Source organism: Nocardia mangyaensis (genome assembly GCF_001886715.1).
Lineage (GTDB): Bacteria > Actinomycetota > Actinomycetes > Mycobacteriales > Mycobacteriaceae > Nocardia > Nocardia mangyaensis.
The window spans coordinates 4,564,926-4,587,975 of record NZ_CP018082.1 but is presented as its reverse complement, the minus strand read 5'-3'; the positions used below and the strand labels follow the sequence as shown (position 1 = coordinate 4,587,975).

The window sequence follows — 23,050 nt, the reverse complement described above, 5'->3', positions numbered from 1 at the left end:
CTGTCAACAGGGCAGTCGAAGGCCGAGGTCGGCGATCGAGTACCGCGGACGGGGGTGGGCATCGTGGAGCCATGACGCCTTCGACGAACCATCCCACCCGCCGGATCCACCGCACCGGGCCGTTCTTTCGAGCGCTCGCCTGCGCCGAATCCACCCCGGGCTATCCCATCGATCCGCGGCTGCGGGTCGATCAGCCCGGCGAGCTGATCGCGGCCCTGCCCGCCATGCTGGGCTTCGTTCCCGAACGTTCGTTCGTGGTCGCCGTGCTGTGCCGGCCCAGCCCTGGCGCCGCCGCGGCGATCGAGGCGGTCGTGCGCTTCGACCTGGACGCGGTGAGTGATCCGCGGCACCGCGAGCAGTTCACCGAGTGCGTGGAGTCGATCTGCGCGCGCGAACAGGCCACCGGAGTGCTCGCGGTGCTCGTCGAGGACCGGCCGATTCCGGCGCACGCCGCCGCGCTGCTCGACGCGCTCGGCGCGACCGGGATCGGGGTACGCGGCGCCTGGTCGGTGCCCGCCATCGCGGCGGGCGCGCGCTATCGCAGCCTGTTCGATCCGGCCGCCGGGGGTCGGGTGCCCGATCCGGCGTCGTCGCCGGTCGCGCTCGCCCATGTCCTCGACGGCAAACAGATTCGCCGATCCCGGCGTGAACTGACCGCGGTGCTGCGGCCCGATCGGCCGCTCGGCGCACAGGTGCATCCCAGGATCGGGCCTGCCGTGGCGCGCTATCGCGACGGTCTGTCGGCGGCGACGAGGATGGGACGGGCGACGCCCTATCAGCGCGGGGCACTGGAATGGGTGCTGTGGCAGATCGCTGACGCGGCCTCGGGTGCACCGCGGGCCGCGCGGGAACTCGCGCGACTGGCCGCGACGCTGCGTGATCGATCGGTCCGCGACGCGATGTACGGGCTGGCGCTGGGCGATCACGCCGAGGCCGCCGAACAGCTGTGGACCCAGCTGGCCAGGGCGACATCGGGTACCGACCGGGCCGAAGCGGCCGCCCTGCTCGGATTCAGCGCCTACGTGCGCGGGGACGGGCCGTTCGCCGGGGTCGCGCTCACCGCCGCGGTCGAGGCCGACGCCGACCATCCGATGGCGGTGCTGCTGGAGACCTCGTTGCAGAGCGGCCTGCGGCCCGAGCGGCTGCGCTCATTGGCCCACTGCGGTCACCAGATCGCCGCCGATCTCGGGGTCGATCTCGGCCCGATCGCGCGGTGAGTCGGCCCGATCAGCGGGCGCTGTGCGCCCGCGAGCCGAGCGAACGCAGGAAATCCCAAGCGTCGGAGACGATCTCGTCGAGATCGTTGTGCTCGGGCCGCCAGCCCAGCTCGGTGGCGGCGCGCTCGCTCGAAGCGACCAGCACCGCCGGATCGCCCGCGCGGCGCGGTGCTTCGATCGCCTCGATCGGCAGACCGGTGACCCGCTCGCACGCCGAAATCACCTCGCGCACCGAGAACCCGGTGCCCGAACCGAGATTGAAGATCCGATGAGCGCCCGGCTGCGCCGAGGCCAGCGCGAGCAGGTGCGCCTGCGCCAGATCGCGAAGGTGGATGTAGTCACGTACACACGTACCGTCCGGCGTCGGCCAGTCGTTGCCGTACACGGAGATGGCCTTGCGGTGGCCCGCGGCCACCTGCAGGACGAGGGGGATCAGATGTGTTTCCACGACCCGGTTCTCACCGAGGCCGGCATAGGCGCCCGCCACGTTGAAATAGCGCAGGCTGGTCGCGGCCAGATCGTGGGCCACCGCGTAAGAGGTGATGGCGTGATCGATGGCCAGCTTGCTCGCCCCGTAGGGGTTGGTCGGGCGTGTCGGCGCGTCTTCGGTGATCGGCACCTGTTCCGGCTCGCCGTACACCGCGGCGGTCGAGGAGAACACCAGCCGCGGGGTCCCGGTCTCCCGGATCGCCTCGAGCAACGTCAACGTCTTCACGACATTGCCGTTCCAGTACTTCTCCGGCTGCTCCACCGATTCGCCGACCAGCGACTGCGCCGCGAAATGCAGGACACCGTCGAAGGATTCGGCACGCAGCAACCGCGGCGCCGCGACGGCGATATCGCCCTCGACGAACCTGGCGCCGACGGGGACGCCGTCGGGGTTACCGGTCGAGAGGTCGTCGACCACGACCACCTCGTGGCCCTGTTCGAGCAATACCGCGGCGCAGCCGCCGCCCACGTACCCGGCTCCGCCGGTGACCAGAAGTTTCACGAATCAGACCAGCCTCACCTGGACGGCGTGCGCCATCTCGTCGGACAGTTCGAAACCGCTGTGCCCCGGCACTGTGATGATCACCGCGCCCGGCTTGGTCTCCACAGTGACGCGCGCGTCGGGCACCACGCCCGCCTCGCGCAGCCGCCCGATCACCTCGGGATCGGTCTGGATGTGCTCGGCCAGCCTGCGCACCACGACCGCGTGCAGTGCGCCGTTGGGCAGGTCGGAGAGCCGGATCAGCGTTTCCTCGGCGAGCGGCGCGGTGCCGAGACCGAGCTCGTCGAGGCCGGGGATGGGGTTGCCGTAGGGCGAGGTGGTCGGGTGGTTGAGCACCTCGATCAGGCGCCGTTCCACCTCCTCGCTCATCACGTGCTCCCACCGGCACGCCTCGGCGTGCACGTTCTCCCAGTCCAGGCCGATGATGTCGACGAGCAACCGCTCGGCGAGGCGGTGCTTGCGCATCACCGCCACGGCCATGGAGCGGCCCTTGTCGGTCAGTTCGAGATGGCGATCGCCCGCCACGAGCAGCAGGCCGTCGCGTTCCATGCGCGCGACCGTCTGGCTCACCGTCGGACCACTCTGCTCGAGGCGTTCGGCGATGCGTGCCCGCAGGGGCACCACGCCCTCCTCCTCGAGGTCATAGATGGTACGGAGATACATCTCCGTGGTGTCGACCAGATCCTTCACCTGTTACCCCTTCGTCGGCACGAATTCTACCCACGCACGAACACCGGTCCGCGTGCCGGACCAGCGGCCCTATTTCTACTGCATGTCAACGCCACACGGGGTCCACTGCTTCCGGCTAGCGTGGCGACCATGGTCACGTCGCCGCGTAGCGAACACTCCGGCACCGTCGTGTGGACCGAGCGATTCCTCGGCTACACCTGGAGCCCGGACCATCCGATGAAGCCGGCGCGGCTGCGATACACCATGTCGCTGGCCGAAAGCCTGGGCTTGCTCGATGGTATCGAGCCGCTGGCGCCCGCCGCGGCAACCCAGGCCGATCTGATGCGGGTGCACACCAGCGCCTACATCGAGGCGGTCCATCGGGCCGGTCAGGGGCCACCGACGCCGGAGGACACCGCCTACGGACTCGGTACCGCCGACAACCCCGTGTTCGAGCGCATGCACGAGGCGGCGTCGGTCATCGTGGGCGGCACGCTCGCCGCCGCCGGGGAGATCGCGGCGGGCCGGACGCTGCGCGCGGTGAGCATCGGTGGCGGAATGCACCACGCCATGCCGAATTCGGCGGCGGGGTTCTGCATCTACAACGATGCGGCGATCGCCATCTCGTGGCTGCTCGATCACGGCTATGACCGTATCGCCTACCTCGATGTCGACGTTCACCACGGTGACGGTGTGCAGCGCGCGTTCTACGCCGACCCGCGCGTGCTCACCGTCTCGCTGCACCAGCATCCGGCGACCCTGTGGCCCAACACCGGCTGGCCGGAGGAGACCGGGCTCGGCGCCGCGGAGGGCACCTCGATCAATCTGCCGCTGCTGCCCGGTACGAGAGACGCGCAGTGGCTGCGGGGTTTCCACGCGGTGGTGCCCGGTGCGGTGGCGGCGTTCCGGCCGCAGATCATCGTCAGCCAGTGCGGCGTCGACACCCACCGCGAAGACCCGCTGGCCGATCTCGAACTCACCGTCGACGGTCAGCGCGCGGCCTTCCTGGCCATGCGCGAGCTCGCCGACCGTTACGCCGAGGGGCGGTGGCTGGCGATCGGCGGCGGGGGATACGGCGTGGTGCGGGTGGTTCCGCGCGCCTGGACCCATCTGCTGGCCGCCGCGCTCGATCGGCCGCTGGCCCCGGAGACTCCGGTGCCCGAGGACTGGATCGAGCAGGTGCGCGCGTCCGCGCCTCGCGTGCAACCGCCGACGACGATGGGCGACGGTGGCGACACCGCCTACCGGCCCTGGGACGGACCCGGCGGGACGCCCGAGATCGGCGACGCGGGTCAGATCCGCGCGCAGCGGGCGGTCGACACCGCCATCACGGCCACCCGGCGGTCGACCTTCGGCCTGCTCGGGCTCGACCCGGAGGACCCCCGTGACTGAACCACTGCTGCCCGACACCCCGGACACGCCCGCGAATCCGCCTGCGCCACCGCAACAGTGGTACGGCGACGTGCTCGCCGCCGACGGCGGGGTCGTCCGGGTGCGCCCGATAGTGCCGGCCGACGCCACGGCCCTGGCGACGTTCCACGCCGGGCTCTCCGACCGCACGCGCTATCTGCGCTATTTCGGTCCGTACCCGCAGATCTCGCCCAAGGACATGTACCGCACCACGCACGTGGACTACCGCGATCGAGTCGGGCTGGTCGCGGTTCTCGGCACGGCGATCATCGGCGTCGCCCGCTACGAGCTGCTCGCCCGGCCGGGTCCGCGCGCGGCGGAGGTCGCCTTCGTGGTGGCCGACGAGCATCAGGGCCGCGGGCTCGGCTCGGTGCTGCTCGAACACCTCGCCGGCGCGGCGGCCGAGAACGAGGTGGCCGCGTTCGTCGCCGAGGTGCTAGCCGAGAACGAGGCCATGATCACGGTGTTCCGCGACGCCGGATACCAGCTGCAGCGCAGCCGCGACGGCGCCGAGGTGCATCTGGAATTCGCCATCGACCCCACCGAGGCGCTGCGCACCGTGCGCGACGCGCGCGAGGCCGCCTCCGAGGCGCGCAGTGTGGGGAACCTGCTCGCGCCCGGCTCGGTCGCGGTGATCGGGGCCTCGCCCGAGCAGACCAGGGTCGGTGGCGCGGTACTGGCCAATCTGCTCGCCGGCGGTTTCAGCGGGCCGGTGTTCCCGGTGAACCCGAACCGGCGGTCGGTGCGCGGGGTCCGTGCCTACGCCACCGTGCGCGAGATCCCCGACGAGGTCGATCTGGCCGTGGTCGCGGTGCCGCCCGCCGCGATCGGCGCGGTTCTCGACGACTGCATGGCCAAGGGCGTCAAAGGACTGGTCGTGCTCACGGCGGGTTTCGGCGAGACCGGTGCGGCAGGCTTGGCCGCCGAGCACGATCTGGTTGCCGCGGCCCGTGGGCACGGGATGCGGGTGGTCGGGCCCAGCGCGCTCGGCATCGCCAACACCGACCCGGCCGTCGGACTCAACGCCACCCTGGCCCCGGTGCTGCCCGAGCGCGGCCGCATCGGATTCTTCTGCCAGTCCGGTCCGCTCGGCGCGGCGATCCTCGGCGAGGCCGCCGCCCGCAATCTCGGCCTGTCGACCTTCGTGTCGGCGGGCAATCGCGCCGATGTCTCCGGCAACGACCTGCTGCAATTCTGGGACACCGCCGCCGACACCGAGGTGATCCTGCTCTATCTGGAGAGCTTCGGTAATCCGCGCAAGTTCTCCCGGCTGGCGCGGCGGGTGGCGCGCGGCAAGCCGATCGTCGCGGTGAGCAGTGGGCGGCTCGCGGCGGGCACCGACATGGATCGCACGGTGGTGCGGGATCTGTTCACTCAGGCCGGGATCATCCAGGTCGACTCCATCTCGGAGCTGTTCGACTGCGCGGCGTTGCTGGCCTGTCAGCCCTTGCCGCGGGGGCCACGCGTCGCGGTGATCGGCAACAGCGCCGCACTGAACTGGCTCGCCATCGATGCCGCGCACAGTGAAGGCCTGCACGTGCACCGGCCGGTGACCGCGGTGGATCGCGGACCCGGTGCCCGGCCGACCGAGCGCAACGCCCGCAGCGCCGCGGTCGACGGACCCGTGGATCTGGGGCCGGAGGCCACCCCGGCCGACTACCGGGAGGCCGTGACGGCCGCCCTGCGCAGCGACGAGGTCGACGCGGTGATCGTCGTGGTCGCGCCGCCGGTCCCCGTGCCGATGGGTGGATTCGGCGACGCGTTGCGCGCCGCCGCAACGGCATCGGATCAGGACAAGCCGGTACTGACGACCTTCGTCGCCGAAGCGGGGATCCCGCATCAGCTGGCGGACCGCAGCACCGGCGGCGCGCCCGCCCGCGGTTCCATTCCGTCCTATCCCGACCCCGAGCGGGCCGCCAGGGCACTGGCCCGGGTCGACCGCTACGCGCGATGGCGCGACCGGCCCGTCTCGCCGGTCGTACGCCCGCCTGGCATCGACACAGCGGCCGCAGCGGCATTGGTCGAGGGCTGGTTGGCCGAATCGGGTGGGCGGTGGCTCAGCGACGAGGAGGCGGCGCGTCTGCTCGAGTGCTACGGCATCGATGTGGTGGAGTTCCGGGCGGTGCGCGACGCGGACCAGGCGGTGGTCGCCGCCGAGGAACTCGGCTATCCGGTCGCGGCGAAGGCCACCGGGGAGCTGTGGCGGCGCAGGCCCGACCTGCTCGGGGTTCGCCTCGATCTGTGGGGGCCCGACGCGGTCCGCCAGGCCTACACCGACCTGGTCCGGATTTGCGGTGACCCGCTGCTGCACGTGCAGAAGATGGCGACCAAGGGCGTGGGCTGCGTCTTGCGGGTCACCGACGACCCCTCGTTCGGGTCGGTGATCCAGTTCGGGCTCTCGGGCATGATCATCGACCTGCTCGGCGACCGCGCCTACCGTGCGCTGCCGCTCACGGCCGAGGAATCCGTCGCGTTGATCGAGGCGCCACGGGCCGCACCGCTGCTCTCCGGTGGGGCGGCGGGGACCGCGGTCGACAAGGCGGCACTGGTTGAACTGGCGCAACGCATCTCGGCACTGTTCGACGACCTGCCGCAGCTGCGGGAGCTCTCGTGTGATCCGGTGCTCGCCGCGCCCGCCTCGGCCGAGATCATCTACGCCAGGGCCCGCATCGGCCCCGAACCGAGCCGTTTCGACACCGGTCCGCGCCGGTTGGCCTGACCGTGCCGACGAACAACGCCGACCGGCTCGCGACCCCGGAGGGGTGGGGTCGCGGACACCGGTCGGCGTTTCGGAAGACGACCCCGCAGGGCCGTCGGGTTCTTGGGATCAGCTGGCGTAGGCGCGCAGCCGATCGGCGCGTTCACCCTTGCGCAGCTTGGACATGACCTCGCGCTCGATCTGGCGGACCCGCTCGCGGGAGAGGCCGAACAGCTTGCCGATCTGGTCGAGGGTGCGCGGCTGGCCGTCGTCGAGGCCGAAGCGCAGGCGGATGACCTGCTGCTCGCGCTCGTCGAGGGTGGACAGGACGCTGCGCACGTCGTGGTGCAGCAGGCCCGCGATGACCGCGCTCTCGGCGGAGGTGGCCTCGGAGTCCTCGATGAAGTCACCGAGGGGGGCTTCCTCGTCGTTGCCGACGGGCATGTCCAGGCTCACCGGGTCGCGGCTGTGATCGAGCAGGTCGGCGATCTTCTCCACCGGAATACCCGACTCGTTGGCCAGCTCGGCGTCGGTGGCCTCGCGGCCCAGCTGCTGGTGCAATTCCCGCTTGATCCGGGCGAGCTTGTTGACCTGCTCGACCAAGTGCACGGGCAGGCGGATGGTGCGGCTCTGGTCGGCCATACCGCGAGTGATGGCCTGCCGGATCCACCAGGTGGCGTAGGTGGAGAACTTGAAGCCCTTGGCGTAGTCGAATTTCTCCATCGCGCGGATCAGGCCCAGGTTGCCCTCCTGGATGAGGTCGAGCAATGGCATGCCGCGGCCGGTGTAGCGCTTGGCCAGCGACACCACCAGACGCAGGTTGGCCTCGAGCAGGTGCGAGCGGGCGGCTTGCCCCTCGCGGACCAGGATCGCCAGATCGCGCTTGCGCGCCGCCGTCAACCGCTTGCCGGTCTCGAGCAGGTTCTGGGCATACAGGCCCGCCTCGATGCGCTTGGCCAGCTCGACCTCGTCGGCCGCCGTGAGCAGTGCCGTGCGACCGATTCCGTTCAGGTACACGCGTACCAGGTCGGCGGCGGGGCTCTGGGCGTCGATATCGGACTCGCTGGGGCGCACACGAGTAGTGGCGGGGCTTGTCATGACTTGCCTCCTGTCGGTGGTGTCTCACTCCGATCAACGGACCCGACATACAGAAAGTTCCCGATCCCGCGGCCGGTAAACAGCTCTGAACTGCGGGTTCTGCCTTCGACGGCTGAGAAGTTCCTGAGAAGGGCACCGTGGTGGAACTCGCCCCCACCGGGGTGCGGCTCAGACGGGTCGCACCAGTCCGTGACGCACCAGTCCGGTGACCACACCGAGTGCTTGTCCGGCGAATTCCGGGCTCACCTCCTCGGCGCCCGTGGCGAGGGCCAGGAGTTCGATCAGTTCGTACAACGGCAGGCCATCGGGGCGCATTCCCGCGACCAGCGCGATCGTCGACTCGTCGACCTCGTGCTGCCAGCGCGGTCCGTCGCCGCGGTGCAGGCGCGCCACCTGCTCGGCCCAGCCGTGCTCACCGGGCAGGTACACCCGTTCCAGCGCGGTCGCCGGGCTCGGTGCGAACCGGGAGGTCCAGGCGAGGTTCTCGTCGGCGGCCACCGCGCGCAACCAGGACGAGCGGGCGAAATAGGCCGCCGCCTCGTCGCCGAGCGGGTCGTCGAAGCCGTGGGTGAGGTCTTCGGCGAGCAGTTCGGTGGGGCCGTTGATGGCGTGCAGGTAGACGAATCCGAATCCGATGCCTTCGACACCGGCGGCGTCGAAGGCTGCCAGCCAGGCCTCGGCGCGCTCCTGGGCGGCCGGATCGCGCGGGTCGAGGCCCGCGTCGCGCAGCCAGGTGCCGACGTAGAGCGCGGGGTCGGCGACATCGCGCTGCACCACCCAGGCATCCACCCCGCGCGCGGGCAGCCACGACGACACCCGCTGGCGCCAGTCCTGCCCCTCGACATGGACCCAGGCCGCCAGCATGGCCGCCGTGCCGCCTGGGGCCAGCAGTTCGGGCGCTTGGCCGATGACCAGTTCACTGGCGCCATCGAGGGCGAGGCCGGAGTCGCGATAGGTGTGTTCGACGCGGGCCGGGCCGACCACGAACGGGGGATTGGCCACGATCTGGTCGAAGCGGCGCCCGGCCACCGGCTCGAACCACGACCCTTCCAGCAGCTCGATGTCGAGTTCGTTCAGTGCCGCCGTGGCCTGCGCCAGCCACAGTGCCCGCGCGTTGACGTCGGTGGCGGTGACCCGGCCCGCGTGGCCGGCCACGTGTACCGCCTGCACACCGCACCCGGTTCCCAGATCCAGCACAGTGCCCACCGGGACGGTCGGCGTCGCCCGCAGCAGCGACAGCGAGGCGTGGCCCACGCCGAGCACGTGGTCCTCGGTGAGCGTGCGTCGTCGCATCGAATCGTCGAGATCGGACAGGATCCAGCGGGTTCCGGCGCCGGTGTCGAGCGGGCGCAGATCCAGCGCCGCCCTGATCTCGTCGCCGTCGCGAACCAGCAGACCCGCCGCCACGGCGTCATCCACGCGCACCGGCGCCAGCGTCTGCGCCACCGCCCGCTCCGGCAGCGGGTCGCCGAGCAGCAGCAGCCGGATCAGCGTTCCCAGCTCCCCGGCACCGCGCGCGGCCCGGCGCACCGGCACCGGCTCCGACCGGCTCAGCGCCGCGTGCACATCCGGCCCGAGCGCCTCCACCAGCGTGTCGGCGGTGTAGCCGACCCGGATCAGCGCGCTGCGCAGATCCGGGCACAGGGCGGTGAGCAGGGAACCGGTGGTGGTGGGGTTCGTAGGCACCCGACTACTGTGCCAGGACCGCTCGGGCCTCGAACCACCAGCTCGGGCCGCGTGTCGCCGGAACCACCCCCCTCGGCGCTCAGCTGTCGATGGCCTTGCGGTGCCCTGATTCCAGGGCCGTCCGGTCCCCGTGCCCGTCCCAGCGGCTCGGTTCGTCCTTGGTGCGCGGCGGCCGGTCGTTGGCGATGAGCACCGCGATCCACGGCAGCGGTACCGAGGCGGCGATGATCAGAATCGAGATCAGCGGATTCTCGAAGATGGTGTAGGTGAGCGCGGCCAGGAGCAGGCACGGGATACGGAATCCCATGATGATCATGTAGCGGCGCACTCTGGCGCGATGCTGCTCGTCGAGCGAGGGCGCCGCCTCGGTGATCAGCACCGGGTGGTCGGTGGGGGCGGCGCGGAAGAACCCCCGCGTCGCGGCGGACGCGGCGGGCATCGTGACCTCCGGGTCGGGGGTCGGCTCGTCGGCGCCGGGGGTCTCGCCGTGGGACTGCATGTCAACGAGTCTCCCACTCGGCGTCCGCGCCCGCACGCGCGGCTGGTCAGCGCGGGCCGTACCGGATGCGGCATCATGGAGAGCATGAGTTCAGACACTCTGGTACGCCCGGAAACCACGACCGATGAGACGACCGGTGACGACGTCCCCAAGTTCTTCCACTACGTGAAGAAGGACCGGATCGCCGAAAGTGCCGTGATGGGCACGATGGTCGTCGCCCTGTGCGGTGAGGTCTTTCCGGTGACCCGCTCGCCCAAGCCCGGTTCGCCGGTGTGCCCGGACTGCAAGAAGGTCTACGAGGGTTTGCGCAAGGGCGACTGAGCGGGTTCCGTGGTCGACGAGGTCGGCGCCTCCGGTGAGGCGTCGGCTTTTTCGCCGTGCTCGTCGTCGGCGCGAACCTTGGCCAGCCACTTCTTGACCTGCTCGATCCTGGTGGCCCGGGCGGGCCAGAACTCCTGCACGGCGGCGTTGAACTCCGCGCCGAGGATCACCGCGAAGCCGAGGAAATAGGTGAACAGCAGGAACGCGATCGGCGTGGCGAGCGCGCCATAGCTCACTCCGGTGGCGGTGACCGAGGACAGGTAGCGGCGCAGCAGGTCGCTGGCGCCCATGAAGAACACTCCGGCCACCAGCGCGCCGCAGAACAGCCGGTGCCAGGGCAGGGTCTTGTGCAGGGCCAGCTTGTAGAGCGTGGTCAGCCCGACGATCAGCAACAGCCCGACGATCGGGTAGTAGAACGTGTCGACCAGCCGGAGTCCGGGCTCGCGCCACGTGTCGGGCAGCGCCTGCCCGATCCGCGTCGGCCCCAGCGCGATCACCGGCAGGATCAGCACCGCGGCCACCAGGAACTGCACGTACAGCAACAGCGCGAAGATCCGCTGCCAGACCGGATGCCGCGCGTCCTGCTGATCGTGGGCCTCCACGATGGCGTCGACGAAGGTCGACATGGCCGAGGACCCCGCCCACAGCGACAGCACGAAGCCCACCGACACCAGCGCGCCGCGCCCGCGGCCGAGTACATCGTCGACGGTCGGCTCGATCAGGTCCGACACCACGGAGGGACTGAAGAACTCGCGGCTGAACGCGATGATCTTGGCCTCGACGATCTCCACCGTGTCCGGCCCGAACAGCCCGCCCACATAGCCGAGGCTGCCCAGCAGCCCGAGCAGCAGCGGTGCCAGCGACAGCGTCTGCCAGAACGCGGCGGCCGCGGACTTGGTGAAGATCGAGTCGTTCCAGCACTTCTGCGCCACCCGGACCACCAGCCGCCACGCCGACGCGAGCCAGCGCACCCACCGGGCGTGTTCGCGGGGACGTTGCCCGGCTGCCCGTGGCGGTACTGCGGGCGGCACGGCAGGACCGCTGGGCGGGGACGTCTGCGGCGGGGGTGCCGCGTCGGCTGCCCGGACCTGATCGTTGCTCATCTCGCTGTCAAGCATCTCGCACGAACGCGGTCCGTGTGGCGCGGGCCGGGCATCGTGTCGTGGGGTAACAGGTAAATGGGCGGTGACCTCGGGCAGGTTTGTGATGCCGGTCGCCCGTGTCGCGTCGGTTTGGCGACACGCCGTGCCGGGCGGCTAGGGTCGTCTGCGTGACTGGGTCGGGTGGCGCCGCTGCGGCGAAGGATGCGGGTACACCGGGCGAGACGGCCGCGGGAGGTGCGTCGGGGGGTTCCCTGCGTGCCTGGCAGCGTCGCGCCCTGACGAAGTACCTGGCCACCCGACCACGCGACTTCCTCGCGGTCGCGACTCCTGGCGCGGGCAAGACCACCTTCGCGCTGCGGGTTGCCGCCGAGTTGCTGGCCGATCGCACGGTGGATCAGATCACCGTGATCGCCCCCACCGAACATCTCAAGCACCAGTGGGCCGCCTCGGCCGCCCGCTCGGGCATCCAGCTCGACTCGCGCTTCTCCAACTCCACCGGCGGTACCTCCGGGGACTATCACGGCGTGGTGGTGACCTACGCCCAGGTTGCCGCGCATCCCACCCGGCATCGGGTGCGCACCGAGAACCGTCGCACGCTGGTCATCCTCGACGAGATCCACCACGCGGGCGATGCCAAGACCTGGGGTGAGGCCACCGAGGAAGCCTTCGGTGACGCGACCCGGCGGCTCGCGCTCACCGGAACCCCGTTCCGCAGCGACGATTCGAAGATCCCGTTCGTCACCTACGAGCCCGACGAATCGGGCTTCCCGCGCTCGCGTGCCGACCACTCCTACGGCTACGCCGACGCCCTCGCCGACGGCGTTGTGCGTCCGGTGGTGTTCCTGGCCTACTCCGGTGACGCGCACTGGCGCGACAGCGCGGGCGAGGAACACACCGCCCGCCTGGGCGAACCGCTCAGCGCCGAGCAGACCGCGCGCGCCTGGCGCACCGCGCTCGACCCGGCCGGCGACTGGATCTCGGCGGTGCTGCGCGCGGCCGACACCCGGCTGCGCCAGCTGCGCGCCTCCGGTATCCCCGACGCGGGCGGCCTGGTGATCGCCACCGACCAGGAACGTGCCCGCGACTACGCCGAACTGCTCGAACACATCTCGGGCGAGCGGCCCGCGGTGGTGCTGTCCGACGACCCGCAGTCCTCCCAGCGCATCGGCGAGTTCGCCGAGGGCACCCAGCCGTGGATGGTGGCGGTGCGCATGGTGTCCGAGGGCGTCGACGTCCCGCGCCTGGCCGTCGGCGTGTACGCGACCAGTGCCTCGACCCCGTTGTACTTCGCCCAGGCGATCGGCCGGTTCGTGCGTGCCCGTAGGCCGGGCGAGACCGCGAGTGTGTTCCTGCCCTCGGTCCCGGTGTTGCTCGACCTGGCCGCCCAGCTGGAACTGCAGCGTGACCACGTCATCGGCAAGCCGCACCGCGAGAAGAACGCGCTCGACGACGAGCTGTTGATCGACGCCAACAAGACCAAGGACGAGCCCGGCGAGGAGGAGAAGTCCTTCGTTGCCCTCGCCGCCGACGCCGAACTCGACCAGGTGATCTACGACGGGTCCTCCTTCGGCACCGCCACCATCGCCGGCAGCGACGAAGAGGCCGACTACCTCGGTATCCCCGGGCTGCTCGACGCCGAGCAGATGCGCGCGCTGCTGCGTGACCGCCAGACCCGGCAGCTGACCGATCGCAGCACCCAGGTGGTCACCGCGCCCCAGCCCGCCGCGGTCGCCGAACGCGTCGCCACCGCCGACAAGCTGGGCGAGCTACGTCGTGAACTCAACAGTTTGGTCGCCATGCACCATCACCGCACCGGCAAACCGCACGGGGTGATCCACGGCGAACTGCGCAGGGAGTGCGGTGGTCCGCCGACGGCCCTGGCGACCGCCGATCAGCTCGTCGAGCGCATCGCCGCCCTGCGCAAGCACTAGCGCACCACCGCGGCCAGCACCCGCAGCGCGCTGTCGACCGCCGCGCTGAGCTCGGCCTGGCCCACGCCGTCTCTGGCCTGGATGGACAGTCCGTAGAGCACGGTGCTGTAGAACGAGGCCAGTGCGGCCGTGTCGGTGTCCGGCGCCAGATCGCCTTCGATGACCCCGCGTTCGAGCCGGGCGCGGATGTCCTCGCCGGTCTCGCGGCGCGCCTCGACGAGGAACTGCCGGATCGGCGCGGTCCGGGTGGCGTAGGTCGCGCCCGCGAGCACGACCATGCAGCCGCTCGGCCGTCCGGGGTCGGTGTAGGCGGTCACGTTGTCGCGCAGCATCGCCTCGATGGCGGCGTAGGCGGTGGGTTCCGCGCGCAAGGCACGGGCAGTGTGGCCGCCTTCGGTGCGGGAGTAGAGGTCCACTGCCGCCCGGAACAGGGCTTCCTTGTCGCCGAAGGCCGCGTAGAGGCTGGGGGAGTTGATGCCCATGGCGGTGGTGAGATCGGTCATCGACGCGCTGTCGTAGCCGCGTTCCCAGAACACCTCCATGGCGCGCCGCAGGGCGAGATCGCGGTCGAAACCGCGGGGGCGGCCGCGATCTGCCATGGGAATCCTCTCTGTGCTGATCGCTGAAACTTACCGCGCGTCGGTGCGCTCCAGCAATTCTGTGTCAAACGATAAAAAACTATTGACATGCCGACCGCCCTGCGATTCCCTATTTATGTATCGACTACTACAAAATGGGAGCATGCCTGATGACGAGCACGGACACCGTGGCACTGGTGACCGGCGGCAGCCGGGGGATCGGCGCGGCCATCGCGCGCCGCCTGGCTGCCGCGGGCGCCGACGTGGCGCTGACCTACCAGCGTGACGAAACCGCCGCGAAATCGGTCGCCGCCGACATCGAGGCCCTCGGCAGGCGCGCGCTGCCGATCCGAGCCGACAGCGCCGACGCCGCCGAGGTCGTCGCCGCCGTGGAACGGACCGCGCGGGAACTCGGCGGGCTGAACGTGCTGGTGAACAACGCGGGCATCTTCCCGGCCAAGCCTTACGCGGAGTTCACCCTCGACGAGATCGATCAGGCGCTGAACATCCACGCCCGTGCCGCGTTCGTCGCGGGCCAGGCGGCGCTGCTGCATCTGGGCGAGGGCGGGCGGATCATCTCGATCGGCACCAACCTGGCCGAGCACGCGCCCTTCGGCGGCCTGTCGCTGTACAACCTGAGCAAGTCCGCGCTCAATGGCTACACCAAAGCCCTTGCCCGGGAACTGGGTCCACGGGGAATCACCGTCAACCTGATCCAGCCCGGATCCACCGACACCGACATGAACCCCGCGGACGCCGCCGACGCGGCCGGACAACGCGACCTGACCGCGCTCGGCCGCTTCGGCACGCCCGAGGACATCGCCGAGACCGTCGCGTTCCTGGCCGGTCCGGCGGGCCGGTCGATCACCGGCGCGTTCTTCACCGTCGACGGCGGCACCAACGCGTGATCGTCCGACGGGCACCGCAAGGGTCGCGGTGCCCGTCGGGCCGATGCGCGGGTAGTGGGTGGCTCAGTGCGCGGTGGTGAAGAACTTCGACGGGTCGAGGGAGTGCAGGCTGGTCCAGCGCGCCTCGGCGACGGGGACGTCTGTGTCGGCGGTGGTGTCGAAGAAGCCCTGCAATTCCAGTGCCAGGCGTGGGTTCTCGTCCACCTGCCAGGCGATCGCGTACAGCACCGCCAGCACGTGTACACACCGGTCGGTCCGGGCCGGACACGAGCAGTCGGTGCTGACCAGAGTCGGCGCGGGGGAGTGTCCGGCGTCGAGCAGGGCCCGGTGCATCCCGTCGGTGAGCACCCGGGGATCGGGGATGGTCCGCGCGATCGCGGTGACCGCGCCGCGCGTCAGCGGGGCCACCTCCACATGGGCGATCGAAGCCTGGCCACCGCGATGCAGATGCGCGCGCACCGTCCGCGCCTCTATCTCGGTGCGCACGCCGTGATTGCGGGCGATGCTGCGAGCTCGGGGCAGCAGCGGTTCGGGGCGGGCCTGGCGGATCGGCTCGGCCAGCCGAACCCAGTCCCGGCCCCACGCGGTGTACCCGAATTCGTTGTCGGCCATCAGTGCTCTCGCTTTCGTCGCAGGATGTCGACGAGGGCGTCGTCGTCGAGGCGGGCCAGCTCGGCGATGCCCGCCGCGTCGGACAGGTCGGTGAGCGCCGACTTGCGGGTGTGCATGGCCGCGATGTGTTCCTCGACGGTCGTGGCGCTGGTCAGTGTGGTGACCGTGACCGTGCGAGTCTGCCCGATCCGGTGCACGCGATCGGAGGCCTGTGCCTCGACCGCCGGATTCCACCAGCGATCGAAATGGATCACGTCGGCGGCGCGAGTGAGGGTGAGCCCGGTGCCTGCCGCGCGCAGACTCAGGATCAGCACGGGCGGGCCGTCGACGGACTGGAACTCGGTGACGATCTCGCCGCGCCGGGTCGCGTCGAGACCGCCGTGGAAGAACGGCGCGGGCACCCCGAACTGCTCGGCGAGATGGCGGACCAGCAGTTCACCGGTCTTGCGGTACTGGGTGAAGATCAGCGTCGGGTCGCCGGTGTCGAGGTTGGTGGCGACGATATCGGTGCACAGGTCGAGTTTGCCGGAGCGGCCGGCCAGTTCGTCCAGATCGCCGGACACCAGTCCAGGGTGATTACACACCTGCTTGAGCTCGGTGAGCGCCGCGAGGACCCGTCCCTGACGTTGCAGACCGGAACCGAACCCCTCCTCGACCGCCCGCGCGAGCGCCGCGTCGTACACCCGCTCCTGCTCGGCGGACAGGTCGCAGAGCAGGTCGGTGTGGATCTTGGCGGGCAGCGCGGCCGCCACCTGAATCTTCTTGCGCCCGAGCACCACCGGCTCGACGGCATCGCGCAGCCGGGCGGCCGCCGCGGCCGACCCCTCTTCGATCGGCCGGACGAACCGCCGCCGGAACTGGGTGCGGTGCGCGAACAGCCGCGGCGCGGTGAGATTCAGCAGGGCGAACAACTCGTCGAGATGGTTCTCCACCGGTGTCCCGGTCAGCGCGACCCTGGCCGCGGCGGGCAGCGACCTGGCCGCCTTCGACACCTGGGTGCGCGGATTCTTCAATACCTGCGCCTCGTCGAACACCACGGTCGCCCACTGGTGTTGGTGCAGGCGCGCGCCGTGCAGGCGCAGCGTCGGATACCCGGTGACCAGCACCGTGCCCGCCCCGGCCACCACCTCGCCACCGCGCCAGGCATGCGCAGTCAGGCCAGGAGCGAACCGCGCGATCTCGTGCGCCCAGTTGCCGACCAGCGAGGTCGGGCACACCACCAACTGCGGTCCGTCCGCGCGCCCTTGCAGAAAACCGATGGCCTGCACCGTCTTTCCGAGGCCCATCTCGTCGGCCAGCACGGCGCCCCCGTAGGCGGCGACAGTCTCGTGCAACCAGCTCACACCCCGCACCTGATAGGGCCGCAGCGTGGCGTCCAAGACTTGCGCGAGCTCCGCGCCGATCGCCTCGGTGTCGCGCAGCACCCGCAGTGCCCGCGCGGCGGAGACGATCGCGGCGCCCACCGCGTCGGGCACGGCATGGGCGGCTGGCGGGAGCGCGCTCGACGGCGCGGACGTGTCGCGGGTGTCCACGGGCGGCGCGAGGGTGTCCGGGGGCGGCGTGGCGTCCGCCCTCTCGGGTGCGTTGAGGTGTGGTGGGCCGGAGGCAGCCGGGGTGGGCGACGACGATCCGGTCGCCGGAGCGAGCAGCGCTCGCCATGCCAGGGCCGACGGCGCCAGCTGCTCGCCCTCTAGCGTGGCGAGCTCGCGGGGAGTCACCACGGCGGTCGGCGTCTCGACCGGTTCGATGGCGCCCCGCTCGCCAACGGGCAAGGCCAGGGTCAGCGCTTCGGGGTCGCCGAGGTCGGGCGCCGGGCCCGCGCCGTGACCGGTCCAGGTCCACAGAGCGAACAGGTGCCGGTCGGGTAGGTAGGTGGCCTGGGTGGCGGGCAGAACGGTCTCCTCAGATGGGCGGCACGAACAACCGAACAACGTACACTGTACTGAGTTTGTTCCCGTGTGCCAGAAAGGCAGGTTCGTGCCCACCGACGGCGACGAGAAATCCACCGCGCAGGCCAGCCGGATCCTCGAACTCCTGTGGCGCCACCACGTGCCCGCCAAGCCGGGCGCGCGGGGTCCGAAGCCCGGTCTCACGGTCGACGCCGTGGTGGCGGCAGGCATCGCGCTGGCCGATCGCGACGGCATCGCCAAGCTCACGATCCGCGCGGTCGCCGCCCAGCTCGGCGTGCGCGCGATGAGCATCTACACCTACGTGCCGAGCAAGGAAGCCCTGGTGGTGCTCATGGTGGACGCGGTCGCCGCCGAGGACGCCCCCATCCCGGCCGAGCTCCCGATCCGCGACCGCATGATCGCTGTGGCCGAGCGGATCCGCACCGAGTTGCTCGCCCACCCGTGGCTGCTCGAGGTGTCACCGTGGCGCCAGGTCCTCGGCCCGGCCCGGATGCGCCGCTACGAGCACCAGCTGGCCGCCATCGAGGGCGCCGGCCTGAGCGACCTGACGATGGACCGCGCCATCGCGGTGCTCACCGACTTCGCCACCGGCAATGCCCGCCTCGCGGTCGCGGCGGCCGGCGCGGCCGCGCAGCTCAGCGACGCGGACTGGTGGCGGGTGCACGGTCCACTGCTCATCCAGCTCATCTCGGCCGAGGAATTCCCGCTCGCCGGGCGTGTCGGCGCGGCGGTCGGTGAGCACTACCAGGCGCCCGCCGACCCTGACGGCGCCTTCGCCTACGGCGTCGCGACACTGGTCGACGGCATCCTCGCGGACTCCTGACCGCTCGCGGGAGCGCCGGTCACCGCGCTGGTCCACGCCTGATCCGCCGCATGGATCCGCGCGCAGGCCGTGGATACGGCGACAGCGGGCGCCCTGGCCGGGTCGCCCGCTGTCGGGATGTTCTGTTGTCAGATGTTGTTGTTTCGGACGCGAGGAGTGGTCAGAGAGCGGGAGCCGATTCCGTATCGATCACGGCTTCGAGCTCGCGCAGACGATCCATGTGTTCATTCGCGTGGTGCTGGCAGAAGAGCAATTCGCCACCCGCGGGAAGAACGGCACGCACTCGGGCAGCCGCCCCGCAACGATCGCAACGATCGACCGCGGTCAGTGGGGTGCTGGTCAGGGTTCCTGGCATGACTCCTCCGTCCCGGCTCCCGGCGCTGCGTGGCCGTTCGCCTAGGTGTGGGCCCCGTGGTCACTCCACGAGGCTCGCATCCGCTACTTCCCAGCAGGGGTACGACTACTCTGTCAGACGTTCGGGGTTCAGGCTTTGTTCCCGGAAGTGAATCTTTGTGTTTTCGATAACACGACCTGCGGTTTCGCTGAAAGCGAACATCCGCTGGTCGCCGGTATCGAGTACTCGCCGAACACCTGCGGAGCCGTATCTGCCACCTCCCACATGATCTGGTCACTCATCGATATGTCGCTCGCTGCGGTGTTGCCCGTTACTCGCGGGCCTAACCACCGAATCGAGCGACCCGACCGCTGAATGACCCGATCTCGACCGTCCGAACCTGTTGTCTACCCGGAGATTACCCGTGACATACGACACTCACACGCTTGTTCACCTGTGTACTTTCCAAGAATGGGAGCAGGCGCGTCCGGCCGGTGAGCGCAGGCCCCCTTCGCTGGCCGAGAGCGGCTTCGTGCACTTGTCCACGCCGGACCAGGTCCACCTGCCCGCCAACAGGCTCTTCGCCGGCCGCACCGACCTGGTTGTGCTGTGGCTGGACCCCGCCCGGTTCACCGGCGAGGTGAAGTGGGAGCCCGGTGTGCCGAGCGATCCGGCGTCGATGCTGTTCCCGCATTTGTACGCGCCGCTGACCTGCGCGTCGGTGCTCGACGTGCGGCCCTACCTGCCGGGTCCTGACGGCATGTTCAGCACCCCGGACCGGGGAACTAGTCGATGACCCGGCGCGGCCAACTGCCCACGCCGTCGTAGACCAACTCCTCGGTGCGGTACTCGATCTCCTCGCCCCTCGGGGGAATCGGCGGCGCGGGCTGGGCTGGGCGCGGTTGCGGCCGATGCCGGGAGGTCAGCCACATCCGCGGCAGCGCCTCCTCGTTCTCGATCTCGGTGAGGCTCACGCTGACCAGTACCAGCATGGTGATGACGCTGCTCACCCCGATCAGGGGGGCCAGCAGGTCCATCGCCGCGGCGCCCGTGGGCGGTGCGGCGTGGTGATCGGTGTGCGCGTGCATGGCGGCCATGCCGGTGTAGTGCATGCCGCATACCGCCACGCCCATGATCATCGCGGCGCCGACGGTCGCGAGGAATCCCTTGACGCGCAGGGTGAACCACAGCGCCACGATCGAGGCGACGACCGCGATCACGATCGACAGCGCGACGATCGCCGGGTCGTATCCCACGGTCGCCGTCGACCGCATCGCGCGCATGCCCGAGTAGTGCATGGTGCCCACGCCGAGACCGGCGATGGTGCCGCCCGCCAGCAGTGACCGCAGCGTCGGCTGGGGCTTGTTGACCATGAACAGGCCGATGCCGACGACCACCATCGCGGTGATCGCGCTGAACAGTGTCAGGGGGACATCGAAGCGGATCTCGGTGCCGCGGATGCTGAATCCGAGCATCGCGATGAAATGCATGACCCAGATGCCGGTGCCGCCGATGGCGATCGCCGCGCCGATGAGCCAGCCGACCCGTCCCTCGACCGCGTTGCGGCCTCTGGCCGCGCATTGCAGCCCGAGCAGACAGCCGGTGACCGACATGAAATACGCGAGAACAGGAGTGATCCAGCCGTAGCTGAAGTGATAGATGTCGAGCACGCCGCGAAAACCCTCAAACCAAGTACCGCAGACCGGCGGCGGTAGAACGAAGAACTGGATGTGACGATACGGTGACAATCATGAATCCGAGTGATTCGCAGCGAATTTCAGTGGTGTGGGTTTGATCACGGAGCGATCACACGCAGCGAGGCCCGTACCACCGTGGCGGTGGTACGGGCCTCGCTGGGCGTTCTTCGATCTAGTCGAGGTAGTCCCGCAGGACCTGTGACCTGCTTGGATGGCGCAGCTTGCTCATCGTCTTCGACTCGATCTGGCGGATGCGCTCACGCGTCACGCCGTAGACCTGGCCGATCTCGTCGAGGGTGCGCGGCTGACCGTCGGTGAGGCCGAAGCGCAACCGCACCACACCCGCTTCGCGCTCGGACAGCGTCTCGAGCACCGACTGCAGCTGATCCTGCAGCAGGGTGAAGCTCACGGCGTCGACCGCGACAACCGCCTCGGAGTCTTCGATGAAGTCGCCGAGCTGGCTGTCGCCCTCGTCGCCGATGGTCTGGTCCAGCGAAATCGGCTCACGCGCGTACTGCTGGATTTCGAGGACCTTCTCCGGCGTGATGTCCATTTCCTTGGCCAGCTCCTCCGGGGTGGGCTCGCGGCCCAGATCCTGGAGCAGCTCGCGCTGGATGCGACCGAGCTTGTTGATGACCTCGACCATGTGCACCGGGATACGGATGGTGCGGGCCTGGTCGGCCATGGCGCGGGTGATGGCCTGCCGGATCCACCACGTCGCGTAGGTCGAGAACTTGTAACCCTTGGTGTAGTCGAACTTCTCGACCGCGCGGATCAGACCGAGGTTGCCCTCCTGGATCAGGTCCAGGAACGCCATACCACGGCCGGTGTAGCGCTTGGCCAACGAGACGACCAGTCGCAGGTTGGCCTCGAGCAGGTGGTTCTTGGCCCGGTTGCCGTCGCGCACGATCCAGTTGAAGTCGCGTCGGACGGTGACCGAGAGCTTCTCGCCCGCCTCGGCGAATTCGCGCATCTTCTCCGCCGCGAACAGGCCGGCCTCGATCCGCTTGGCGAGTTCGACCTCCTCCTCGGCGTTGAGCAGCGCGACCTTGCCGATCTGCTTGAGGTAGGCGCGCACCGAGTCGGCCGAGGCGGTGAGTTCGGCGTCCTTGCGTGCCTGCCGCAGCGCTTCGGACTCCTCCTCGTCCCACACGAAATCGCCGGACGCCTTGTCCTTCTCGGTGGGCTCGGCGGTGTCCGCGGCTTCGGCGGTGTCGTCGGCGACCTCCTCGACGATCACCTCGCCCTCGGTGAGCTCTTCCTCGGCGACTTCGAGGTCACCGAGATCGTCGATTTCGATCGACTCGTCCTCGAGCTGCTCCTCACCGCCTTCGCCCGAGGTCGCCTTCTTGGCTGCGGCCTTCTTGGCCGGAGCCTTCTTGGCGGCAGCCTTCTTCGCCGGAGCCTTCTTGGCAGCGGCCTTCTTCGCCGGAGCCTTCTTGGCAGCGGCCTTCTTCGCCGGAGCCTTCTTGGCCGGGGTTGCGGCGTCGTCGGCCTCGGCGTCGGCCGAGTCGGCGGTCTGACGGGTATTCGTGGCTACCACGTACGCCCTTTCGTGACGGTCTCGTGCGGCGTCACGCCAGAGTGGTTTTCCGGCGGAGCGGTCGGTCGGGTTGCACCGGCGGTGCGTCGGTCGGGAGTCTCCGGCGCACGTTCACCGGCTTGTTCGCGACCGGCTGCGGCCGGAAGGTTTCACCGGCTCACCGCCGGACGTGTTCCATTGTAACGATCCAACCAGGGTACTCATGGCACGATGCCACCAAGGCGTTGCGCCGCGAGCCGCGCCGGGCTACGGCGCGAGCCCCAGATCGATGGCCATCGCCGCGCCGACGATACCCGCCGTGTTCTTCAGGACTGCCGGAATCACCGGAGTTCGGTTGGTGAGCAACGGAATCCACTGTTCGTGGTCACGGCTGATGCCGCCGCCCGCCACGATCACCTTCGGCCAGAACAGGTCCTCGATGTGGCTGAGTACCGTGCTCACCCGCTGTGCCCACTCGGGGTAGGTGAGGGCTTCGCGGTCCTTGATCGAGGCCGCGGCCAGATGCTCGGCCTCGACGCCGGCGATGTCGAGATGACCGAGCTCGGAGTTCGGCACCAGGGTGCCGTTGTAGAGCAGGGCCGAGCCGATGCCGGTGCCGAAGGTGAGCAGCAGGGTCAGCCCGTCGAGATCGCGGGCCGCGCCGTAGACGTCCTCGGCCAGCCCGGCCGCGTCGGCGTCGTTGAGGACGGTCACCGTGCGACCACCCAGCGCCGCCGAGAACAGCGCGCTGGCGTCGGTGCCGATCCAGGAGTGGTCGATGTTGGCCGCGGTCCTGGTGCGGCCGTCGAGCACCACGGTGGGCATGGTGATGCCGACCGGGCCGTCCCACCGCGCCGCGGCGACGAGTTCGGCGACCGCCGCGGCGACCGCGGCCGGGGTCGACGGCTGTGGCGTCGCGATCTTGATGCGGTCGTGGGTGAGCAGACCGGTCGCCAGATCGACCACCGCGCCCTTCAGCCCGCTACCGCCGATATCGATACCGAATGCGTGCCCCCGAGTGGACATGGTTCAACCCCTTGCTG

The 23,050-nt window shown here is 70.0% G+C and carries 21 protein-coding genes; 8 read left to right on the top strand and 13 right to left on the bottom strand.

The genetic code is table 11. The annotated features are described in order from the left end of the window. The first annotated feature begins 71 nt into the window (after window positions 1–71). Complete coding sequence (locus tag BOX37_RS20870; RefSeq protein WP_084759909.1) at window positions 72–1,217, top strand: DUF4192 domain-containing protein; 1,146 nt, start codon at window positions 72–74, stop codon at window positions 1,215–1,217. Between the two features lie 10 nt (window positions 1,218–1,227). On the opposite strand, the gene galE is transcribed toward BOX37_RS20870, so the two are convergent. Together galE and BOX37_RS20860 are read right to left on the bottom strand one after the other, a co-directional pair. Then, the gene (gene galE / locus BOX37_RS20865) at window positions 1,228–2,208 is read right to left on the bottom strand and encodes a UDP-glucose 4-epimerase GalE (RefSeq protein ID WP_071929126.1); all 981 of its coding nucleotides are present in this window, start codon (window positions 2,206–2,208) and stop codon (window positions 1,228–1,230) included. A gap of 3 nt (window positions 2,209–2,211) precedes the next feature. Further along, entirely contained in the window at window positions 2,212–2,898 is a 687-nt protein-coding gene (locus BOX37_RS20860; RefSeq protein WP_071929125.1) for an iron-dependent transcriptional repressor DtxR, read from the bottom strand. Between the two features lie 129 nt (window positions 2,899–3,027). Here BOX37_RS20860 and BOX37_RS20855 point away from each other — a divergent pair, with 129 nt between their 5' ends. Together BOX37_RS20855 and BOX37_RS20850 are read left to right on the top strand one after the other, a co-directional pair. Then, complete coding sequence (locus BOX37_RS20855; RefSeq protein ID WP_071931722.1) at window positions 3,028–4,269, top strand: acetoin utilization protein AcuC; 1,242 nt, start codon at window positions 3,028–3,030, stop codon at window positions 4,267–4,269. Next, window positions 4,262–7,006 carry a bifunctional acetate--CoA ligase family protein/GNAT family N-acetyltransferase gene (locus tag BOX37_RS20850; protein WP_071929124.1) on the top strand — a complete coding sequence of 915 codons (2,745 nt, stop codon included), beginning with the start codon at window positions 4,262–4,264 and terminating at the stop codon, window positions 7,004–7,006. The genes BOX37_RS20855 and BOX37_RS20850 overlap by 8 nt, the downstream gene beginning before the upstream one ends. Window positions 7,007–7,114: 108 nt before the next feature. Here BOX37_RS20850 and BOX37_RS20845 read toward each other — a convergent pair whose 3' ends face one another. The 3 genes from BOX37_RS20845 to BOX37_RS20835 form a co-directional block, all read right to left on the bottom strand. Next, the gene (locus BOX37_RS20845) at window positions 7,115–8,083 is read right to left on the bottom strand and encodes a sigma-70 family RNA polymerase sigma factor (RefSeq protein ID WP_071929123.1); all 969 of its coding nucleotides are present in this window, start codon (window positions 8,081–8,083) and stop codon (window positions 7,115–7,117) included. 168 nt (window positions 8,084–8,251) lie between these two features. Next, a complete protein-coding gene (locus tag BOX37_RS20840) occupies window positions 8,252–9,769 on the bottom strand; it encodes a DUF7782 domain-containing protein (RefSeq protein WP_071929122.1) in 1,518 nt (505 codons plus the stop codon). 79 nt (window positions 9,770–9,848) lie between these two features. Continuing rightward, window positions 9,849–10,208 (bottom strand): DUF3099 domain-containing protein, encoded by a 360-nt coding sequence (locus tag BOX37_RS20835; RefSeq protein WP_071931721.1) that lies wholly within the window; start codon window positions 10,206–10,208, stop codon window positions 9,849–9,851. Between the two features lie 144 nt (window positions 10,209–10,352). Between BOX37_RS20835 and BOX37_RS20830 the strand changes: the two genes are divergently transcribed. Continuing rightward, window positions 10,353–10,589 (top strand): DUF3039 domain-containing protein, encoded by a 237-nt coding sequence (locus BOX37_RS20830; protein ID WP_071931720.1) that lies wholly within the window; start codon window positions 10,353–10,355, stop codon window positions 10,587–10,589. Here BOX37_RS20830 and BOX37_RS20825 read toward each other — a convergent pair. Next, complete coding sequence (locus tag BOX37_RS20825) at window positions 10,562–11,692, bottom strand: YihY/virulence factor BrkB family protein (protein WP_084759905.1); 1,131 nt, start codon at window positions 11,690–11,692, stop codon at window positions 10,562–10,564. The genes BOX37_RS20830 and BOX37_RS20825 overlap by 28 nt on opposite strands. A 251-nt stretch (window positions 11,693–11,943) precedes the next feature. Between BOX37_RS20825 and BOX37_RS20820 the strand changes: the two genes are divergently transcribed. Next, window positions 11,944–13,623 (top strand): DEAD/DEAH box helicase, encoded by a 1,680-nt coding sequence (locus BOX37_RS20820; protein WP_071931719.1) that lies wholly within the window; start codon window positions 11,944–11,946, stop codon window positions 13,621–13,623. Here the strand turns inward: BOX37_RS20820 and BOX37_RS20815 are convergent. Continuing rightward, window positions 13,620–14,222: a TetR/AcrR family transcriptional regulator gene (locus BOX37_RS20815; protein ID WP_071929120.1), complete on the bottom strand. Its 603-nt coding sequence runs from the start codon at window positions 14,220–14,222 to the stop codon at window positions 13,620–13,622. The genes BOX37_RS20820 and BOX37_RS20815 overlap by 4 nt on opposite strands. A gap of 149 nt (window positions 14,223–14,371) precedes the next feature. Between BOX37_RS20815 and BOX37_RS20810 the strand changes: the two genes are divergently transcribed. After that, complete coding sequence (locus tag BOX37_RS20810) at window positions 14,372–15,109, top strand: SDR family NAD(P)-dependent oxidoreductase (protein ID WP_071929119.1); 738 nt, start codon at window positions 14,372–14,374, stop codon at window positions 15,107–15,109. A gap of 63 nt (window positions 15,110–15,172) precedes the next feature. Here BOX37_RS20810 and BOX37_RS20805 read toward each other — a convergent pair whose 3' ends face one another. Further along, the gene (locus BOX37_RS20805; RefSeq protein WP_071929118.1) at window positions 15,173–15,721 is read right to left on the bottom strand and encodes an SWIM zinc finger family protein; all 549 of its coding nucleotides are present in this window, start codon (window positions 15,719–15,721) and stop codon (window positions 15,173–15,175) included. Beyond that, window positions 15,721–17,574, bottom strand: a complete 1,854-nt coding sequence (locus BOX37_RS20800) for a DEAD/DEAH box helicase (protein WP_071931718.1) — start codon at window positions 17,572–17,574, stop codon at window positions 15,721–15,723. Before BOX37_RS20800 ends, BOX37_RS20805 begins: the two co-directional genes overlap by 1 nt. Before the next feature lie 124 nt (window positions 17,575–17,698). Between BOX37_RS20800 and BOX37_RS20795 the strand changes: the two genes are divergently transcribed. Next, window positions 17,699–18,454, top strand: coding sequence for a TetR/AcrR family transcriptional regulator (locus BOX37_RS20795; protein ID WP_071931717.1), 756 nt, complete (start codon window positions 17,699–17,701; stop codon window positions 18,452–18,454). 160 nt (window positions 18,455–18,614) lie between these two features. On the opposite strand, the gene BOX37_RS35465 is transcribed toward BOX37_RS20795, so the two are convergent. Then, window positions 18,615–18,809 (bottom strand): DUF7455 domain-containing protein, encoded by a 195-nt coding sequence (locus BOX37_RS35465; protein ID WP_029903635.1) that lies wholly within the window; start codon window positions 18,807–18,809, stop codon window positions 18,615–18,617. A gap of 403 nt (window positions 18,810–19,212) precedes the next feature. On the opposite strand from BOX37_RS35465, the gene BOX37_RS20785 reads away from it, so the two are divergent. Further along, window positions 19,213–19,584, top strand: a complete 372-nt coding sequence (locus tag BOX37_RS20785; protein ID WP_071929117.1) for a DUF952 domain-containing protein — start codon at window positions 19,213–19,215, stop codon at window positions 19,582–19,584. Here BOX37_RS20785 and BOX37_RS20780 read toward each other — a convergent pair. The 3 genes from BOX37_RS20780 to ppgK all read right to left on the bottom strand — a co-directional run bounded on the left by BOX37_RS20780 (window position 19,574) and on the right by ppgK (window position 23,033). Further along, the gene (locus BOX37_RS20780; RefSeq protein ID WP_084759903.1) at window positions 19,574–20,458 is read right to left on the bottom strand and encodes an MHYT domain-containing protein; all 885 of its coding nucleotides are present in this window, start codon (window positions 20,456–20,458) and stop codon (window positions 19,574–19,576) included. The two genes, BOX37_RS20785 and BOX37_RS20780, sit on opposite strands and share 11 nt — an antisense overlap. A gap of 199 nt (window positions 20,459–20,657) precedes the next feature. Continuing rightward, window positions 20,658–22,028, bottom strand: a complete 1,371-nt coding sequence (locus BOX37_RS20775) for an RNA polymerase sigma factor (protein WP_071929116.1) — start codon at window positions 22,026–22,028, stop codon at window positions 20,658–20,660. A 246-nt stretch (window positions 22,029–22,274) separates the two neighbouring features. Beyond that, complete coding sequence (ppgK, locus tag BOX37_RS20770; RefSeq protein WP_071929115.1) at window positions 22,275–23,033, bottom strand: polyphosphate--glucose phosphotransferase; 759 nt, start codon at window positions 23,031–23,033, stop codon at window positions 22,275–22,277. Between the last annotated feature and the right edge of the window lie 17 nt (window positions 23,034–23,050).

Excerpts from the sequence above, each read along its gene's own strand:
- BOX37_RS20870 (WP_084759909.1), top strand. The coding sequence starts at position 72 with ATGACGCCTTCGACGAACCATCCCACCCGCCGGATCCACCGCACCGGG.
- BOX37_RS20855 (WP_071931722.1), top strand. The coding sequence starts at position 3,028 with ATGGTCACGTCGCCGCGTAGCGAACACTCCGGCACCGTCGTGTGGACC.
- BOX37_RS20845 (WP_071929123.1), bottom strand. The coding sequence starts at position 8,083 with ATGACAAGCCCCGCCACTACTCGTGTGCGCCCCAGCGAGTCCGATATC.
- BOX37_RS20835 (WP_071931721.1), bottom strand. The coding sequence starts at position 10,208 with ATGCCCGCCGCGTCCGCCGCGACGCGGGGGTTCTTCCGCGCCGCCCCC.
- BOX37_RS20830 (WP_071931720.1), top strand. The coding sequence starts at position 10,353 with ATGAGTTCAGACACTCTGGTACGCCCGGAAACCACGACCGATGAGACG.
- BOX37_RS20825 (WP_084759905.1), bottom strand. The coding sequence starts at position 11,692 with ATGAGCAACGATCAGGTCCGGGCAGCCGACGCGGCACCCCCGCCGCAG.
- BOX37_RS20815 (WP_071929120.1), bottom strand. The coding sequence starts at position 14,222 with ATGGCAGATCGCGGCCGCCCCCGCGGTTTCGACCGCGATCTCGCCCTG.
- BOX37_RS20810 (WP_071929119.1), top strand. The coding sequence starts at position 14,372 with ATGACGAGCACGGACACCGTGGCACTGGTGACCGGCGGCAGCCGGGGG.
- BOX37_RS20805 (WP_071929118.1), bottom strand. The coding sequence starts at position 15,721 with ATGGCCGACAACGAATTCGGGTACACCGCGTGGGGCCGGGACTGGGTT.
- BOX37_RS35465 (WP_029903635.1), bottom strand. The coding sequence starts at position 18,809 with ATGCCAGGAACCCTGACCAGCACCCCACTGACCGCGGTCGATCGTTGC.
- ppgK (WP_071929115.1), bottom strand. The coding sequence starts at position 23,033 with ATGTCCACTCGGGGGCACGCATTCGGTATCGATATCGGCGGTAGCGGG.